Source organism: Stenotrophomonas chelatiphaga (assembly GCF_032054965.1).
GTDB lineage: Bacteria > Pseudomonadota > Gammaproteobacteria > Xanthomonadales > Xanthomonadaceae > Stenotrophomonas > Stenotrophomonas chelatiphaga.
Genome location: NZ_DAMBRS010000014.1, coordinates 19,555 through 35,419, shown reverse-complemented (window position 1 = coordinate 35,419; position 15,865 = coordinate 19,555). Strand labels below are relative to the sequence as shown.

Sequence of the window (15,865 nt, the reverse complement as noted above, 5' to 3'; positions counted from 1 at the left end):
ATCAGATGGAGGGCAGCATGCCACATAAAAAAAACCCGCATCTCGCGATGCGGGTTTTCAAAGTGGCGCCCGAAGTTGGACTCGAACCAACGACCCCCTGATTAACAGTCAAGTGCTCTAACCGGCTGAGCTATTCGGGCAGACGACCAGTATAACGACTCTTCACGCGCGATGGTAGGGGTGGTTGGCCAACATCGCCGCGGCGCGATACAGCTGTTCGGCAACGACCAGGCGCACCAGCATGTGCGGCAGGGTCAATGGGCCGATCGACCATTTTTCATCAGCCAGCGCAGACACTTCCGACGAATGCCCTTCCGGGCCGCCGATCAGGAACGCCAGGTCCCTGCCCTGCCCGCGCCAGTGCTCCAGCCGCTGCGCCAACTGTTCCGAGCTCAGCTGTCGCCCGGGAACGTCCAGCGCCACCACGTAGGCATTCTTCGGCAGCGCGGCAATCACCCGCTTGCCTTCGTCATCGGTCGCGCGGCGCGCATCGCGGCCCTTTCCACGCAGGCCCGGTTCGATCTCCACCAGTTCGAACGGCAACCAGTGCGACAACCGCTTCTGGTATTCGGCAAAGCCCTGCGCCACCCAGCTGGGGGCGCGTTCACCGGTGGCGATCAGTCGCGCTTTCATCAGGCATCCTCATAACGTCCAACGGCGCCATCGGCGCCGTCGGGGGTACAGCACAGGCAGCAGGTCGATCAGACCTCGTCGTCCTGGCCTTCTTCTTCTTCGTGCTGGCGACGCTGGTCACCGACCGTCCACAGGCGCTCCAGCGCATACAGTTCGCGCACGCGCGGCAGCATGACGTGGACCACGACATCGCCCAGGTCGACCAGCACCCATTCGGCTTCGCGCTCGCCTTCAACGCCCAGCGGCATCATGTCCAGCTTCTTGGCGAAGCGGACCACTTCCTCGGCGATGGACTTCACGTGACGCGACGAAGTGCCCGAGGCGATCACGAAGTAATCGGCAACGCTGGACTTGCCGCGTACGTCGATGGTGACCACGTCCTTGGCCTTCAGCTCTTCGGTGGCGTCGGTCACACAGGCCAGCAGCTGCTCCACGGAGGGCGGCGGGTTGGGCAGTTCGACCTTGATGGTCTGGGGTTGGGGCTGGTTGCTCAAAGCGGGTCGACTCGATAAACGTAGGGGGGATTATACGTGGGACCGGCGCCGGAGGCATTCACCGGGTTCAGCCCCCATGCGGACAGGCGCTGGCCCTACCTGGAGCTCCCCCGATCCCTGATGACGGCCCGCCGGTGGCCGAGCCGATGATGGTGGCGCGCTCGTTGCGCGCGCCCTTTCCATGACTGGAGCATCACCATGAGCCTGCTTGCCACCTTCGTCGTCGCTTCGGGAATCGCGCTTGGCAGCGCTGCGGCCCCGGCCCAGGGGCCGGCGGCACCTGGTGGGGATCCCTGCCCTGGTTGCCTCACCTGGCGGTGCGATACGCGCGGAAGCTTCCACCTACCCTTGGCAGTGAAGGAACCCGATCACAAACAGGCCGTCCTGCGCGCCCTGTATGAGCATACCCGCGCCAACTCAAGCGGCGAGGTTCCCGCGTGGGTGACGTGCACCACAACGGGCGGATGACAGCCGCCCGATCGCGGGATCACACCCCGTAAAGTCGATGTTCGGCGATGTAGTCAGCCACCGCCGGGGGTACCAGGGATTGCCACGGCCCGCCGGCGGCGATGCGGGCGCGGACCTCGCTGGCCGACTCGCTGCGCAGCGGCTGGCGCAGCCGCAGCACGCGTCCTGCCGGTACCTCGTGCAGATCCTGCGGCCGGTCGGTCCAGCGCCCCTGCAAGGCCTCGCCCAGCGTGCCCTCCACCACCTCGGGCAAGCTGCTGCCCGGGCGCTCGGCGACGATGAAATGGGCCAGCCCGAACAGGGCCTGCCAGCGATGCCAGGCGGCCAGCGACAGCAGGCTGTCTGCCCCCACCAGCCACGCCAGCGGCGTATCCGCGCCGAACGCCTGGCGCAGTTCGGTCAGGGTGTCCACGGTATAGGACGGCCGCCCGGACTGGCGGGCCGCGCGCTCCAGTTCGAGGCGGTCCAGCTGCAATCCGGTCTCATCGGCCAGCGCCAACCGCAGCATCTGGCAACGCTGTTCGGCACTGGCACCGGGCGCGGGACGATGCGGGGGGTCGGCGGCCGGCATCAGGTGTACCGGCGCGGCAAGCACATCACGTGCCGCGCGGGCAATGGCAAGGTGCCCGCTGTGCACCGGATCGAACGTACCGCCGTAATAGACGCGAAGGCCCATGGCCAGCGCTCAGGCACGCGCCAGCAGGCGTACCGCGCGTGCTTCGGACACCGCCACCAGCAGGCGCTCCAGCGCCAGCCACGGATCGCCATCGGCGCGCCCCTTGGCAATGCGATCCACCAGCCCGGCTTCGGCAACGAAGCGCTCCCAGCGTTTGGCTTCCGGGTGCCGCTGCAGCGCGCGCTTGTAAGGCGCCTGGCGGGACTCCCAGATGCCGCGTGATTTCATTTCCGCAGCCAGATTGCCGCCCCGCGCCTGCACCTGGGCCAGCGCGGCGCCGGCCAGCAGTTCGCGGATGACGATCGGCATCAGGGCCGCCACCGCTTCGCCTTCGGCGCGCAGCCCGGCGACCATCCGCAACACTGCGGTCGGCTGGCCGGAGAAGGTCGACTCGACCAGCCGGAACACGTCATAGCGGGCCGCATCGGCCACCAGCGCGTCCATTTTTTCCACGTCCAGCACCTGGCCGGCTTCAACCAGCAGGGCCAGCTTGTCGATTTCCTGGGCGGCCGCCAGCAGGTTGCCTTCCACCCGCTCGGCCAGCCGCTGCACCGCGTGCGGATCGGCACGCAGGCCCTTGCCGCGCAGGCGGCGTTCGATCCACTCAGGCAGCTCGTGCGGTTTGATCGCCCATGCCACCGACGTCACCCCGGCACGGCCAACCGCATCGGCCCATTTGCCCTGGTGCGACTTGCTCCATTCGTTGGCGGTGATCAGCAGCACGACATCCGGCGGCGGCGAGGCGCAGAAGTCACTGATGACCTCGGCGCCTTCCTTGCCCGGCTTGCCGTTCGGCAGTCGCACTTCGATCAGGCGGCGCGCACTGAACAGGCTGGGTGCGTTGAACCCTGCCTGCAGGCGTCCCCAGTCGAAATCGCGCCCATCGGCATCGAATACTTCGCGTTCGCTGATGCCCTCGGCGCGCGCTTTCGCCCGCACCGCATCGGCCGCTTCCAGCACGCGCAGGGTTTCAGGCCCGGCGATCAGATAGACAGGGGCCAGCGGCTGGCCGCCACTGGTGCTGGCCAACTGCTCCGGGCGCAGTTCCATCCGGGTGCCGGCTCAGTCCTGGACCGGCGGGCTGGCCGGTTCGGGGACAGGCTTGGCGGTCGGGAGGGTGGTCTGGATGGCGGGCACGCCGGCCGGCGCCGGACCGGCCGGAATCACCTGGCCATCGACCGCTTCGACCGGGGCGGAAATGCTGCGGCCTTCGCGCAGTTCATTGCGCACCACGCTGTCGATGCGGCGGATGATCGAGGCCGACATGTCGCGGCGCAGCTCATCGGCGAGGATCTCGCGCTCGGTGGTGGTACCGGTGGCGTCGGTCGGCGGGGACACGTAATCGCGCGACAGCTCGATCACCTGCTGCGGCACCAGTTCGCTGCCGTCTTCGCGGCGGAAGATGAAGATAACCGCGTAACGCAGGCTGTATTCCTGCGCACGGCCCTGTGCGTCGATGGCGATCGGCAGGTCACCCCAGCGCTCGGACAGCACCTGCAACTGCGCGGCCGGCGCGGTCGAGTCGTCATCGGCCAGGGTCGCCCCGGACGCCAGCAGGCTGCGCCGCAGCAGCTTGGCCAGCTCGCTGTAAGGCGCGGTGGAGACCACTTTCACTGCTGCCGTATCGGCCGGCAGCATCAGCTTGTTGCGCATGTGGAAGCCGCAACCGGCCAGGCCGAGGGCGAAGAGAAGGGCAAGCAGGATTCGGGTCATGGACACAGTCTGTAGTAGCCGGGCGGCTGCGGCAATACAGCCTGCCCGATGAGGCGTGAATGACGGTTGATCATCGGGGTCCCGGGAAGGCGCTGGCGACCCACGGTCGCCAGCCACCCGGCGCTGGCTTACCCAGCGCCGCTGGCGCGACCGACCGGCCGGCCGGGATCAGCCGACCACGATGTTCACGATCTTGCCGGGCACGATGATGATCTTGCGCACCGCCAGGCCCTCCATGAACTTGGCCGCGTTCGGTTCGGCCACCGCCAGGGCTTCGATCTGCTCGCGCGCCGCATCGGCGGCGACCTCGATCGTGCCACGCAGCTTGCCGTTGACCTGCACCGCCAGGGTCAGCGCATCGCGCACCAGCGCGTTTGGATCGGCCTGCGGGAAGACCTGGTCTTCCAGCAGGGTCTGGCCATGGCCCAGCACCTGCCACAGCGCGTGGCTGGCATGCGGAGTGATCGGGTTGAGCATCAGCACGATCGCCTGCAGGGCTTCGTGGCGCACCGCGCGGCCCTGCGCGCTGGCGTCATCGAACTTGGCCAGCGCGTTCATCAGCTCCATCACCGCGGCAATGGCGGTATTGAAGCTGTGGCGGCGGCCGTAGTCGTCGCCGACCTTGCCGATGGTTTCGTGGGTCTTGCGGCGCAGCGCCTTCTGGCCGGCATCCAGCGCGGAGGCATCCAGTGCCGGGGCGGTGCCGTCGGCGGCGTGCTTGTGCACCTGCGCCCACAACCGGCGCAGGAAGCGCGCCATGCCGTCCACGCCGGCTTCGTTCCACTCCAGCGACTGTTCCGGCGGTGCGGCGAACATCGAGAACAGGCGCACGGTATCGGCGCCGTACTTGCCGACCATGGTCTGCGGGTCCACGCCGTTGTTCTTCGACTTGGACATCTTCTCCGTACCGCCGACCACGACCGGCTGGCCGTCGGCCACCAGGGTGGCGCCGGTGATGCGGCCACGCTCGTCGCGCTGTACGTCCACGTCGGCCGGGTTGATCCAGTCCTTGGACCCGTCCGGGTTGGCGCGGTAGTACGTTTCGGCGATCACCATGCCCTGGCACAACAGGTTGCGGGCCGGTTCGTTGCTGTCCACCATCCGCGCGTCACGCAGCAGCTTGTGATAGAAGCGGAAATACATCAGGTGCAGGATCGCGTGTTCGATGCCACCGATGTACTGGTCCACGGGCAGCCAGTAGTTGCCGCGCTTGTCCACCGCATCGCGTGCACCCGGGGAGGTGTAGCGGGCGTAGTACCAGCTCGATTCCATGAAGGTATCGAAGGTGTCGGTCTCGCGCTCGGCCGCGCCGCCGCAGTCCGGGCACGTGGTCTTGCGCCATTCCGGATCGGTCTTGATCGGCGAACCGGTGCCCGAGAAGGCCACGTTCTCCGGCAGCACCACCGGCAGTTGTTCTTCCGGCACCGGCACCGCGCCACACTTGTCGCAGTAGATCACCGGGATCGGGCAGCCCCAGTAACGCTGGCGGCTGACGCCCCAGTCGCGCAGGCGGTAATTGACCCGGCGCTGGCCCTGGGCCTTGCGCTCGAAACGTTCGGCCAGCGCTTCAAAGGCGCCCTGGAAATCCAGGCCGTCGAACTCGCCCGAATTGACCAGCTCGCTTTCACGGGTCTTGTCGCTGTACCAGTCCTGCCAGCGGCTGGCGTCGTACGCGGTTTCGTCCTTGCGCAGCGCCTTCAGCGCGATGACCTGGCGGATCGGCAGGCCGTATTTGTTGGCGAATTCATTGTCGCGCTGGTCGTGGCCGGGCACGGCCATGACCGCACCGGTCCCGTAGCCCATCAGCACGAAGTTGGCCACCCATACCGGCACCTGTTCGCCGGTCACCGGATGGATCGCCTTCAGGCCGGTATCCATGCCGCGCTTTTCCTGGGTTTCCAGTTCCGCTTCGGACACGCCGCCCTGCTTCAGGCCGCCCAGCAGCTCGGCCAGTTGCGGATTGGTCCTGGCCGCATGCAGCGCCAGCGGATGTTCACCGGCGATGGAAACGAAGGTCACGCCCATCACCGTATCCGGGCGGGTGGTGAACACGCGCAGCGGATCCAGCGTATTGCCTTCGGCATCGCGTACGGCGAACTGGATCTCCAGCCCTTCCGAGCGGCCGATCCAGTTGCGCTGCATGGTCTTGACCGATTCCGGCCAGCCGTCCAGCTCGTCCAGTCCGTCCAGCAGTTCCTGGGCGTAATCGGTGATGCGCAGGAACCACTGCGGAATCTCGCGCTTTTCCACCAGCGCACCGGAGCGCCAGCCGCGGCCATCGATGACCTGCTCGTTGGCCAGCACGGTCTGGTCGATCGGGTCCCAGTTGACCACCGCGTTGCGCCGATAGGCCAGGCCCTTGCGCATCAAGCGGGTGAACATGCGCTGCTCGTGGACGTAATAGTCCGGATTGCAGGTGGCGAACTCGCGCGACCAGTCGATGGCATAGCCCAGCGACTTCAGCTGGCTGCGCATGTGGTCGATGTTCTTGTAGGTCCACTTGGCCGGCGCGGTCTTGTTCTTGATCGCAGCGTTTTCAGCCGGCAGGCCGAAAGCGTCCCAGCCCATCGGCTGCAGCACGTTGTGCCCGGTCATCCGCTTGTAGCGGCTGATCACGTCACCGATGGTGTAGTTGCGCACATGGCCCATGTGCAGCGCGCCCGACGGGTACGGAAGCATCGACAGGCAGAAGTACTTCGGCTTGTCCGAGGTCTCGTTGACTTCGAAGGCACGGGTACCGTCCCAGTACTGCTGGGCGGCGGATTCAACCTGCTGCGGGTCGTAGGCGTTGGGTTCGACGCTGGTCATGGAACACACAAGTGCGGCGGCAAAGCGGCACAGGGTACCGCAGTGCGGCAAAAGCCTCCAATCCATCCGACTGGCGGGCCTGGGCCCGGCGGCAGGGGCTCAGCGGCGGGGCTCGGCCGGCACCACCCACGGCAGGCCCGCTGCCAGCCACAATGCCCACGCCGCAAAGGTCAGCCGCTGCGCCAGCGGTGCCGGCACCAGCCCGTGCAGGGCAAACGCGGTGACCGCCGCGACCAGCCCGCAGCCCAGCGCCAGCCGCGCCAACGGCGGCGATCTGCGCCAGCTGCCGATGCCCAGCATCAGCGTGCCGGCGATGAACGCCAGCGCCCACACCATCCATGCGCTGGCATGCGCCTGGCTGGCCGGGCCGTCCAGGTCCTGCACATCCAGCGGGAACAGCCCCATGCCGGCGAAGGCCAACCCCGCCAGCACCAGCAACTGGCCGGCCACCCGCAGCAGCCAGCTGCTGCCGGCGGGCAGGCGCGCCAGCAGGCACAGCGCCATCGCCGTGGCCAGCAGGCCCGGCAGCACCCAGCCCAGCAGGTTGAAGCCGAGTGCATGGGCGATGCCGCCGGCCCCCAGCAACGCCACGGGGTGGCGCCCCTGCTCGAAGCCGTCCAGCGCCACGCCGAAACCGGCCACGGACAGCACGAACACCGCCGCCGCGGCGGGACCGAGCAGGTTCTCGACAGGGCGTGGAAGCAGGGTCGGCATGGTGACGCACTCGATCGTTGGCAGGCCCTATTGTGGAACATCACACCGGCAGCGGGTTGAAGCCACAAGCGTCCGCCACCATAGAATCGGTCTCCCGCCGTAGATCCAGAGTTTCCATGAGCGAACTGCCGAACGTATTCGACGCTGTCACCGAAACCTTCGAAGCCGAGGTGCTGCAGAAATCCCTGCAGACCCCCGTACTGGTCGATTTCTGGGCGACGTGGTGCGAGCCCTGCAAAACCCTGGGACCGCTGCTGGAAAAGCTGGCCGGCGAGTACAACGGCGCCTTCCAGCTGGCCAAGGTGGACGTGGACAAGGAGCAGCAGATCGCGGCGGCCTTCCAGATCCGCTCGGTGCCGACGGTGTTCCTGGTCAAGGGTGGCCAGCTGGTGGACGGCTTCCCCGGCGCGGTGACCGAAGGCCAGTTGCGAGAGTTCCTGGCCCAGCACGGCATCGCCCCGGCCGAACCGGTGGCCGAGGCCGAACCCGAGCCGCTGGATGCGCAGGCGCAGGTCGACGTGCTGCGTGCGCAGATCGCCGCCGAACCGGCCAAGGACGAGCTGCGCCTGGATCTGGCGGTGGCACTGCTGCAGATCGGCGGGGTGGACGAAGCCGGTGCCTTGATCGACGGCCTGCCGGCCAACCTGGCCACCGATGACCGCGCCGTGCGTGCCCGCGCGCGGCTGGCATTTGCTTCGGCGCTGAAGGATGCACCGGCACCGGACGCACTGGACGCGCGCATCGCGGCCGATGCAGGCGACCTGGCGGCCCGCCACCTGCGCGGAGTGCAGTTGCTGCTGGCCGGCGAAGACGAGGCGGCACTGCAACAGTTCCTGGAAATGCTGCGCGTGGATCGCAGCTTCAATGACGGACTTCCCCGCAAGGTGCTGATCGATGCCTTCAACGTGATCGCTGACCCCGCACTGGTGAGCCAGTACCGCCGGAAGATGGCGTCGCTGCTTTTCTGAATGTAAATCCGTTCAGAACGGGCCCTCGGAGGGCACGCGATACTGAGCCGGTGGCGTCGTCGGACGCCACGGTTCATTCGGGGGAATGACACCCGGCCCACGGGCCGAGGGGATCGCTCCGCCGATCTTTCCGGGGGGAGGATCGCGTGATGTGTGAAGGTGCACCCCAAGGCAGTCGGGGCCGGCGTTGATGCGGCGGCCGCTGCCGTGGCGTTACCGCCTGCTGCTGGCCATCCTGGCCGGACTGGTCGCCGCTGCCGCCAGCCATGGCCGATGGCTGGGGCCACTGGACGACGCGGTTTTCGACCGTTACACGCGCCGCTGGACCTACCCGCCCGACCCCAGCCTGCTGATCATTGCCATCGACGATGCCAGCCTGCGGCAGATCGGGCCATGGCCCTGGCCCCGCAGCGTGCATGCGCGCCTGCTGGACCGACTGACCGACGCCGGCAGCGGCCGGGTGCTGCTGGACCTTCCGTTTTCCGGACCGGACCGTCACCCGGGTGCCGATGCGCAACTGGCGGCCGCCATCGCGCGCAATGGCCAGGTGGTATTGCCGGTGCTGGCGGTGCCGGCCCGCGCCGACCGGCTGGCCGAAGAACGGCTCCCCATCGCGCTGGTCACGGCCAGTGCGGCCGCACTGGGCCACGCGGAAATACACCTGGATGCCGACGGCGTGGCGCGCGGCATGTTCCTGCATGCCGGAACCGGATCAGCGCACTGGCCGGCGCTGGGGCTGGCACTGGCCGACCCGTCCGCGCGGGTCCAGGGACTGCCCACCGCCGAAGATCACCCAGCGCCTGAACAATGGGTGCGCGACGGCTACCTCCGCCTTCGCTACGCGGGCCCGCCGGGCCGCGTGCCGCAGGTCGCCTATGTGGACGTACTGGAAGGCCGGGTCGCGCCTGCGCGGTTGCACGGCCAACGCGTGGTGGTGGGTCCCACCGCGCCAGGTCTCGCCCCGCCACTGCTGACACCGACCCGCCGCGACGCCCCCATGAGCAGCACCGAATACCACGCCAACGTGGCCTCGATGCTGCTGCAGTCGCTCACGCTGCGGGTGATGGCGCCGATAGGGCAGCACGCGCTGGGCGCGCTGCTGGTGATGCTGTGCGTTTCCGGGCTGTGCGGTGGGCGGGCCGCCACGATGCTGGCCATCGGTGTGGGACTGCCCCTCCCGCTGTTGCTCTCCTGGTCCCTGCTGCGCGGGGCCAACCTGTGGTGGGCGCCCTGCGCCACGCTGGTGACAGCGCTGCTCGCCACCGCCCTCTGGGCCGTGTGGCGGATCGTCAGCGGGCGACGCGGGGCCGACGTGGACGCCGTAACCGGGCTGGCCAACCGGCCGCGCTTCGAGCTTGCGCTGCAGCAGGAGACCTGCGTCGCGGACCGCGACTGCCGCCCGTTGTCGCTGGTGCGGGTGGAGGTGGATCACGGCAGCGGTCACGAAGACCGACGCGGTTTGCAGCCAGGCGACTCCCTGCCGATGGCGGTCGCCCGGCTGATTGCCGCACATGCCCGACGACCGCGCGATACTGCCGCCCGCCTTGGCCACCTCGGGTTTGCGATGCTCCTGCCCGATACGCCGCCCGGCGGCGCGCGCCAGGTGGTCGAAGACCTGATCGCCGATGTGCGTCGGCTGCCGTGGGTGGACGCCGCCGGAAACGCCCGCACCACCGTCAGCATCGGGGTGTACTGCCGGGTGCCAGGGCCGGAAGTGCCGGCTGATGCATTTCTCTCCGGAGCCGAGGCGGCACTGCGCCAGGCCAAAGCGAACGGCGGCGACGGCTACGTCCTGGAAACGGGCTGAGCCGTCCGCTCCCCAGGCGCCGCACATACCGCCGCGTCAGCCGCTCATCGGGCTGGGCGAGATCCGCTCGAACGTGACGGATCTGCCACTTGCCCTGGGTCATCGCAGCCAACAGTGTGAATGGCCCATCCCTCGAGCGCGCCGCCATGGCTTCCATCCCCGCCTTGTTCGTCCTCACCTCGCTCGCTGCGACCTCCTTTCTGCCGAACGTCGCCGTTGCCGGCGCACCGGCCCCGATCACCGTCCAACCTGCCGCACCGGTGGCGACCTATCACCTCCACTATCGGAAACTCTACGACGCCAAGCCTTTCCCGAACGCGACCCTGACGCACTACGCCAACGGCGTTTATCGGATCACCTCGGAGGGCGAGGATCATTACGGCGTTTTCGTCGCCCAAGGCAACGTCGGGGACCAGAGCAGCACGATCCATTACGTCTCACTGCCGTCGCCGGACTGGGGCAATCGCACCGCCTACCATCAGCTGACCTTCGTCACAGGCAACGCGGAGGGCAGCGGCCTGTTCGTGCAGAACGCGATCACCGACACCGGCGAAGCCATTGCGCAGCAGAACGGTACTTTTTCCCTGACGATCCCGCAGGGGTCGCCGTGAGAGATCGACCCTGCCCGCAAGCCTTCTCCATACGCACCCGCATGGTTACACTGGCGTCCCCATCCCCGGCGCCGGTCCACCATGAAAGCCAGCCTGTTCCGCCACGGCATCAACCTGTGGCCGCCCTTCCTGTTCGCCGGCATCCACGTAACCGGGATATCGCCGGATTACCGTGACATCGACGTTGAACTGCGCATGCGCCCGTGGAACCGCAACTATGTCGGCACCCATTTCGGCGGCAGCCTGTTCGCGATGACCGACCCGTTCTGGATGCTGGGGCTGATGCACAACCTGGGCCGCGACTACTTCGTGTGGGATCGCGCTGGCGAAATCGAATTCCTGAAACCCGGCCGCGGGACGGTACGCGCGGCGTTCCGGATCGATGACGCAATGCTCGCGGAAATCCGCGCGTCCGCTGCTGATGGCAGCAAGCAACTGCGCTGGTACAGCAACGACGTGCTGGACGCCTCGGGTGAGGTCGTGGCCCGTGTACGCAAGCAGGTCTACATCCGGCTCAAGCCGCAGGCGCGCGGCGGCGCCATGGCCGGTTGACGCGAATCGTGCCGGATCGATTGCTTGACCTGATACTGAGATGCACCACACGGCGCAGTCTCCCTGCATGCCGATGATGATTCCGGCGCGCGACTGGCGCGCCGTGAACTCATCGGAGAACTGTCATGTCAGCAACGATCAGCAGACGCCAGGCCCTGCAGGCCGCTGGGTGGGCGGCCACGGCCCTGTTCACCACTACAACCGCCGCGCAGCAGCAAAGCCGGATCACCGTGGAAGACATCATGGGGCCGTATTACCCCATCCAGAGACCGCTGGACGAGGACGCCGACCTGACCCGCGTCGACGGACAGCCGGGGGTTGCCCAGGGGACCCGGATCAACCTGCACGGCCGCGTCGTCGACACGCTGGGCGAGCCGGTAGCAGGCGCCTGGATCGAGATGTGGCAGGCCAATACCCACGGCCGCTACGCGCATGCCACCGACCCCAACACGGCCTTGCCGCTGGATCCTGCGTTCCAGGGGTTTGGCCGGCAGGAGACCGACGAGGAGGGGCGGTTCCGCTTCCTGACCATCGTCCCCGGACCGTATCCCGTCGGGACCGGCCTGCGCACGCCGCACATCCACTTCGACATCCGTGGCCAGCATGATCGTCTGGTGACGCAGATCTATTTCAGTGGCCAGCCACTCAACGACAGCGACCTGCTCTACCAGGCACTGTCTCCCGAGGATCGCCAGACCGTTACCCTGATGCCGCGCAACGTGGGGGACGATGAACCGTTGGAAGCGGAGTGGACGGTAGTGCTGGCCACTGGCTGATGCAGGGAACGGGCCTGCGTCACCTGCAGGCTGCCGTGATGGTCGTGTATCCGGCGCAGCGGCACCTTCAACCGGCGATCAGCGGGCCCACGCGAGGTGTCATGCCACGTCCTGTGACCCGGAGAGCCTGACCGGCCCCACGCGACCGCTACAATGCGCCGATGTCACTCCAAGCCCCCACCCTCACCCCCCGCCCTTCCCTGCAGCGGCTGTTCCTGACCGGCCTGCTGACCCTGCTGCCGATCTGGCTGACCTGGGTCGTGGTGAAGTTCGTCTTCGTGCTGCTGTCCGGCATCTCCAGCCCGCTGGTGGTGCCGATGTCCGAACGCATCGCCACCTGGTTCCCGCACTATCTGGGCTGGGTCCATGCCGAGTGGATCCAGAACGTGGTGGCGCTGCTGGCCACCCTGCTGGTCATCCTGGCGGTGGGCGTGCTGAGCCGGCGCGTGGTCGGCCAGCGGCTGCTGCGCTGGGTCGGGGCGGTGATCAAGCGGATACCGCTGGCCAGCATCATCTATGACAGCGCCAAGAAGCTGCTGGACATGCTGCAGACCGAGCCGGGCACCACCCAGCGCGTGGTGCTGATCGACTTCCCGCACCGGGACATGAAGGCGGTGGGCCTGGTGACGCGGGTCATCCGCGAACAGGGCACCGGCCGCGAACTGGCGGCGGTGTACGTGCCGACCACGCCCAACCCGACCTCCGGCTACCTGGAAATCGTGCCGGTGGAGCTGCTGACGCCGACCGACTGGACCGTGGACCAGGCGATGAGCTTCATCATCTCCGGCGGTGCCGTCGCACCGGAAACCGTGCCGTTCACCCGCGCTGGCGAACGCGGCTGATGAGCGCGCGGCCGCTGCAGGACCGTGCGGTCCTGCTGTTCATCGGGCTGGCCGCGTTCTTCTGCGCCAACGCGGTGCTGGCCGAGCTGATCGGGGTCAAGATCTTCGCCCTGGAAGACACCCTCGGCATCGCACCGCTGAACTGGAATCTGTTCGGCCAGACCGGCTCGCTCAGCTTCACCGCCGGCACCCTGCTGTGGCCGGTGGTGTTCGTCATGACCGATACCATCAACGAGTTCTTCGGCAAGCGCGGCGTGCGTTTCATTTCGTGGCTGGCGGCGGCCCTGATCTGCTACGGCTTCCTGTTCGCCTACGCGGCGATCTCGCTGGCCCCGGCCAGCTGGTGGGTCGGCTCGATGAGCGCGCAGGGCGTGCCGGACTACCAGGCCGCGTTTGCCGTGGTGTTCGGCCAGGGCATGTGGACCATCGCCGGCTCGCTGGTCGCGTTCATCGTCGGCCAACTGATCGATGTCTCGGTGTTCCATCGCATCCGCCGCGCCACCGGCGAACGCCATGTGTGGCTGCGGGCCACCGGATCGACCGCGGTGTCCCAGCTGATCGACAGCTTCGTGGTGATCTGGATCGCCTTCGTGCTGGGGCCGCAGCAATGGCCGACGTCGCTGTTCCTGGCCGTGAGCAGCCTTAATTACGCCTACAAGATGGGCTTCGCCATCGCGCTGATCCCCTTGCTGTACCTGATGCGGCATGCGATCACGCGCTATCTGGGCGCAGCGCGTGCGGCACAGCTGCGGGCCGACGCCGCAGCTGACTGAGCGACAACGCCGCATTTGCTGACTGCGCCGTGGATGCTGGCCGTATGCGTCTGGATCGTGCAAGCTCCACGGTCTGTGTTCCACGGAAATGTCCGATGCCCCAGCTTGCCCGCGCCCTGGCGGTCGCACTCGCCTCGCTGATGTTGTTCAGCGCCGCGCCGCCGGCCGAAGCCGCGAAGAAGAAAGCCACCCGCCCTGCGGCCGCGCAGACCCGCCAGGCGACCAAGCCCAAGGCCAAGCCGCGCGCCCGCCCGGCGGCCGCCGCAGGCCGACAGGCCGCTGCCGCGCCGGCCAGCAAAGCGACCCAGCTGGAGCGCCTGTACGACGAGTACTGGGACGCTTCGATGCGGCTCAATCCGCTGCAGGCCACCTTCCAGGGCGACGCGCGCTACAACGGTGAACTGCCGAACATCCTGTCCGCGGCCTGGCGCCAGCAGTCGCATGATTTCACCACGCAGTGGCTGGGCAAGGTGGAAAAGATCGGGAGCAGCGGCCTGCAGGGCCAGGATCTGCTGAGCTACGAGATCTTCGTCCGCGACGCCAAGGCATCGCTGGCCGCCGAACAGAACCCGGCGTGGATGCTGCCGATCAGCCAGTACTACAACCTGGGCAGCATCATGGCCATCCTCGGCGCCGGTGCCGGGGCGCAGCCGTTCAACACGGCGAAGGACTACGACGACTGGTCCCGGCGTTCGCTGGGCATCCCGGCCCTGTTCGAACAGGCTACCGCGAACATGCGCCAAGGCATGGCGGCCGGCGTGGTGCAGCCGCGCGACCTGATGGAAAAAGTGCTGCCGCAGCTGGATGCGGTGATCAAACCAACAGCCGAAGAAAGCATTTTCTGGACGCCGATCCGGACCATGCCCGATACCATCCCGGCCGAAGAAAAGACGCGGATCAGCGCTGAATACAAGCGCATGATCGAATTCCGGATCATGCCGGCCTACCGCGCGCTGCGCGGCTTCATCGCCACCGAATACCTGCCGGCCACGCGCGATACCGCCGGGCTGGGTGCCCTGCCGAACGGCGCGGCATGGTATGCCGGCACGCTGCGCCAGGCGACCGCCACCGCGCAGGACCCTGCCCAGCTGCATGCCTGGGGCGAGCAACGCGTCCAGGCCCTGCATGCGCAGATCGCCGCGGTGATGAAGGACAACAAACTGCGCGGCGGCGAAGCCAAGCTGCTGCAGCGCATGCGTACCGACAAGCAGTTCCAGTACACCGATGCCACTGCACTGCTGGCCCGCTACCAGCAGGTGCAGCAGCAGGTGGCGGCACGACTGCCCAGCGTGCTGCAGACCCTGCCCAAGGCTGCACTGGAGATACAGCCGGTCGAAGCCGACCGCGCCGCCGCTTCGGCAGCAGCGTCCTATCAGCCCGGCATCAACGGCAGCCGCCCGGCGGTGCTGTCGGTGAACACCAGCAACCTGCCGGCGCGCAAGCGCTGGAGCGTGCCCATGCTGTACCTGCATGAAGCGGTGCCCGGGCATCACGTGCAGTTGGGACTGCAGCAGGAGATTGAGAAGCTGCCGCGCTTCCGTCGCCTCGGCGGCGACCTGGCCTTTGTCGAAGGCTGGGGCCTGTACGCCGAATCACTGGGCGAGCCGCTGGGCCTGTATGCCGATCCGTACGACCATATCGGCTACCTGCAGGCGGCACTGACCCGCGCCGTGCGCGTGGTGGCCGATACCGGAATCCATGCGCAGGGCTGGAACAAGAAGCGCGCGGTGGACTACCTGCAGCAGAACACCGGCATGCCGGTCGACGATGCCAACGCCGAAGTGGAACGGATGATGGCCCAGCCCGGCCAGGCGCTGTCCAACGTGCTGGGCGAGGCGAAGATCGTCGAACTGCGCGACCGTGCGCGGCAGGCGCAGGGCGCTGCCTTCGACCTGCGCGCCTTCCATGCCGAACTGTTGAAAGACGGCTCGATGCCGCTGGACATCCTGGAACAGCGGATGACCCGCTGGCAGGCGCAGCCCGACCGTTGATGCGGCCGGATCCCGTTGCCGCAGGGCACGGGATCCGGC

Annotated in this window: 15 protein-coding genes and 1 tRNA gene; 8 read left to right on the top strand and 8 right to left on the bottom strand. The window is 67.7% G+C overall.

The window, feature by feature from the left end; genetic code table 11:
• Window positions 1–63 precede the first annotated feature (63 nt).
• The 8 genes from RTX79_RS15370 to RTX79_RS15335 all read right to left on the bottom strand — a co-directional run bounded on the left by RTX79_RS15370 (window position 64) and on the right by RTX79_RS15335 (window position 7,506).
• A tRNA-Asn gene (locus tag RTX79_RS15370) sits at window positions 64–140 on the bottom strand.
• Window positions 141–162: 22 nt separating this feature from the next.
• The gene (gene rlmH / locus RTX79_RS15365; RefSeq protein ID WP_057508755.1) at window positions 163–633 is read right to left on the bottom strand and encodes a 23S rRNA (pseudouridine(1915)-N(3))-methyltransferase RlmH; all 471 of its coding nucleotides are present in this window, start codon (window positions 631–633) and stop codon (window positions 163–165) included.
• A gap of 68 nt (window positions 634–701) precedes the next feature.
• Complete coding sequence (gene rsfS, locus RTX79_RS15360) at window positions 702–1,127, bottom strand: ribosome silencing factor (RefSeq protein WP_042612238.1); 426 nt, start codon at window positions 1,125–1,127, stop codon at window positions 702–704.
• A 487-nt stretch (window positions 1,128–1,614) separates the two neighbouring features.
• On the bottom strand, window positions 1,615–2,271 hold the full coding sequence (gene nadD, locus RTX79_RS15355; protein WP_312684634.1) for a nicotinate-nucleotide adenylyltransferase: 657 nt from the start codon (window positions 2,269–2,271) through the stop codon (window positions 1,615–1,617).
• 9 nt (window positions 2,272–2,280) lie between these two features.
• Window positions 2,281–3,321, bottom strand: coding sequence for a DNA polymerase III subunit delta (gene holA, locus RTX79_RS15350; protein ID WP_312684633.1), 1,041 nt, complete (start codon window positions 3,319–3,321; stop codon window positions 2,281–2,283).
• Between the two features lie 12 nt (window positions 3,322–3,333).
• Window positions 3,334–3,984: an LPS assembly lipoprotein LptE gene (lptE, locus tag RTX79_RS15345; protein WP_312684632.1), complete on the bottom strand. Its 651-nt coding sequence runs from the start codon at window positions 3,982–3,984 to the stop codon at window positions 3,334–3,336.
• A gap of 168 nt (window positions 3,985–4,152) precedes the next feature.
• Window positions 4,153–6,792, bottom strand: a complete 2,640-nt coding sequence (leuS, locus tag RTX79_RS15340; RefSeq protein WP_057508752.1) for a leucine--tRNA ligase — start codon at window positions 6,790–6,792, stop codon at window positions 4,153–4,155.
• A 99-nt stretch (window positions 6,793–6,891) separates the two neighbouring features.
• Entirely contained in the window at window positions 6,892–7,506 is a 615-nt protein-coding gene (locus RTX79_RS15335; RefSeq protein WP_312684630.1) for a DUF998 domain-containing protein, read from the bottom strand.
• A 116-nt stretch (window positions 7,507–7,622) separates the two neighbouring features.
• Between RTX79_RS15335 and trxA the strand changes: the two genes are divergently transcribed.
• The 8 genes from trxA (at window position 7,623) to RTX79_RS15295 (ending at window position 15,826) form a co-directional block, all read left to right on the top strand.
• The gene (trxA, locus tag RTX79_RS15330) at window positions 7,623–8,474 is read left to right on the top strand and encodes a thioredoxin (protein ID WP_312684629.1); all 852 of its coding nucleotides are present in this window, start codon (window positions 7,623–7,625) and stop codon (window positions 8,472–8,474) included.
• Window positions 8,475–8,661: 187 nt separating this feature from the next.
• Window positions 8,662–10,281 carry a CHASE2 domain-containing protein gene (locus RTX79_RS15325; RefSeq protein WP_312684628.1) on the top strand — a complete coding sequence of 540 codons (1,620 nt, stop codon included), beginning with the start codon at window positions 8,662–8,664 and terminating at the stop codon, window positions 10,279–10,281.
• A 146-nt stretch (window positions 10,282–10,427) separates the two neighbouring features.
• Window positions 10,428–10,892 carry a hypothetical protein gene (locus tag RTX79_RS15320; protein ID WP_312684627.1) on the top strand — a complete coding sequence of 155 codons (465 nt, stop codon included), beginning with the start codon at window positions 10,428–10,430 and terminating at the stop codon, window positions 10,890–10,892.
• Between the two features lie 81 nt (window positions 10,893–10,973).
• The gene (locus RTX79_RS15315; protein WP_312684626.1) at window positions 10,974–11,444 is read left to right on the top strand and encodes a DUF4442 domain-containing protein; all 471 of its coding nucleotides are present in this window, start codon (window positions 10,974–10,976) and stop codon (window positions 11,442–11,444) included.
• 125 nt (window positions 11,445–11,569) lie between these two features.
• Window positions 11,570–12,220, top strand: a complete 651-nt coding sequence (locus RTX79_RS15310; protein WP_312684625.1) for a protocatechuate 3,4-dioxygenase — start codon at window positions 11,570–11,572, stop codon at window positions 12,218–12,220.
• Between the two features lie 161 nt (window positions 12,221–12,381).
• Window positions 12,382–13,062, top strand: a complete 681-nt coding sequence (locus RTX79_RS15305) for a DUF502 domain-containing protein (RefSeq protein WP_123699599.1) — start codon at window positions 12,382–12,384, stop codon at window positions 13,060–13,062.
• Window positions 13,062–13,835, top strand: coding sequence for a queuosine precursor transporter (locus tag RTX79_RS15300; RefSeq protein ID WP_057508746.1), 774 nt, complete (start codon window positions 13,062–13,064; stop codon window positions 13,833–13,835). The genes RTX79_RS15305 and RTX79_RS15300 overlap by 1 nt, the downstream gene beginning before the upstream one ends.
• Window positions 13,836–13,930: 95 nt before the next feature.
• Complete coding sequence (locus RTX79_RS15295; RefSeq protein WP_312684623.1) at window positions 13,931–15,826, top strand: DUF885 domain-containing protein; 1,896 nt, start codon at window positions 13,931–13,933, stop codon at window positions 15,824–15,826.
• Window positions 15,827–15,865: the final 39 nt, after the last annotated feature.

Excerpts from the sequence above, each read along its gene's own strand:
- holA (WP_312684633.1), bottom strand. The coding sequence starts at position 3,321 with ATGGAACTGCGCCCGGAGCAGTTGGCCAGCACCAGTGGCGGCCAGCCG.
- RTX79_RS15310 (WP_312684625.1), top strand. The coding sequence starts at position 11,570 with ATGTCAGCAACGATCAGCAGACGCCAGGCCCTGCAGGCCGCTGGGTGG.
- RTX79_RS15305 (WP_123699599.1), top strand. The coding sequence starts at position 12,382 with ATGTCACTCCAAGCCCCCACCCTCACCCCCCGCCCTTCCCTGCAGCGG.
- trxA (WP_312684629.1), top strand. The coding sequence starts at position 7,623 with ATGAGCGAACTGCCGAACGTATTCGACGCTGTCACCGAAACCTTCGAA.
- lptE (WP_312684632.1), bottom strand. The coding sequence starts at position 3,984 with ATGACCCGAATCCTGCTTGCCCTTCTCTTCGCCCTCGGCCTGGCCGGT.
- rlmH (WP_057508755.1), bottom strand. The coding sequence starts at position 633 with ATGAAAGCGCGACTGATCGCCACCGGTGAACGCGCCCCCAGCTGGGTG.
- RTX79_RS15295 (WP_312684623.1), top strand. The coding sequence starts at position 13,931 with ATGCCCCAGCTTGCCCGCGCCCTGGCGGTCGCACTCGCCTCGCTGATG.
- nadD (WP_312684634.1), bottom strand. The coding sequence starts at position 2,271 with ATGGGCCTTCGCGTCTATTACGGCGGTACGTTCGATCCGGTGCACAGC.
- RTX79_RS15315 (WP_312684626.1), top strand. The coding sequence starts at position 10,974 with ATGAAAGCCAGCCTGTTCCGCCACGGCATCAACCTGTGGCCGCCCTTC.
- RTX79_RS15300 (WP_057508746.1), top strand. The coding sequence starts at position 13,062 with ATGAGCGCGCGGCCGCTGCAGGACCGTGCGGTCCTGCTGTTCATCGGG.
- RTX79_RS15320 (WP_312684627.1), top strand. The coding sequence starts at position 10,428 with ATGGCTTCCATCCCCGCCTTGTTCGTCCTCACCTCGCTCGCTGCGACC.
- leuS (WP_057508752.1), bottom strand. The coding sequence starts at position 6,792 with ATGACCAGCGTCGAACCCAACGCCTACGACCCGCAGCAGGTTGAATCC.
- RTX79_RS15335 (WP_312684630.1), bottom strand. The coding sequence starts at position 7,506 with ATGCCGACCCTGCTTCCACGCCCTGTCGAGAACCTGCTCGGTCCCGCC.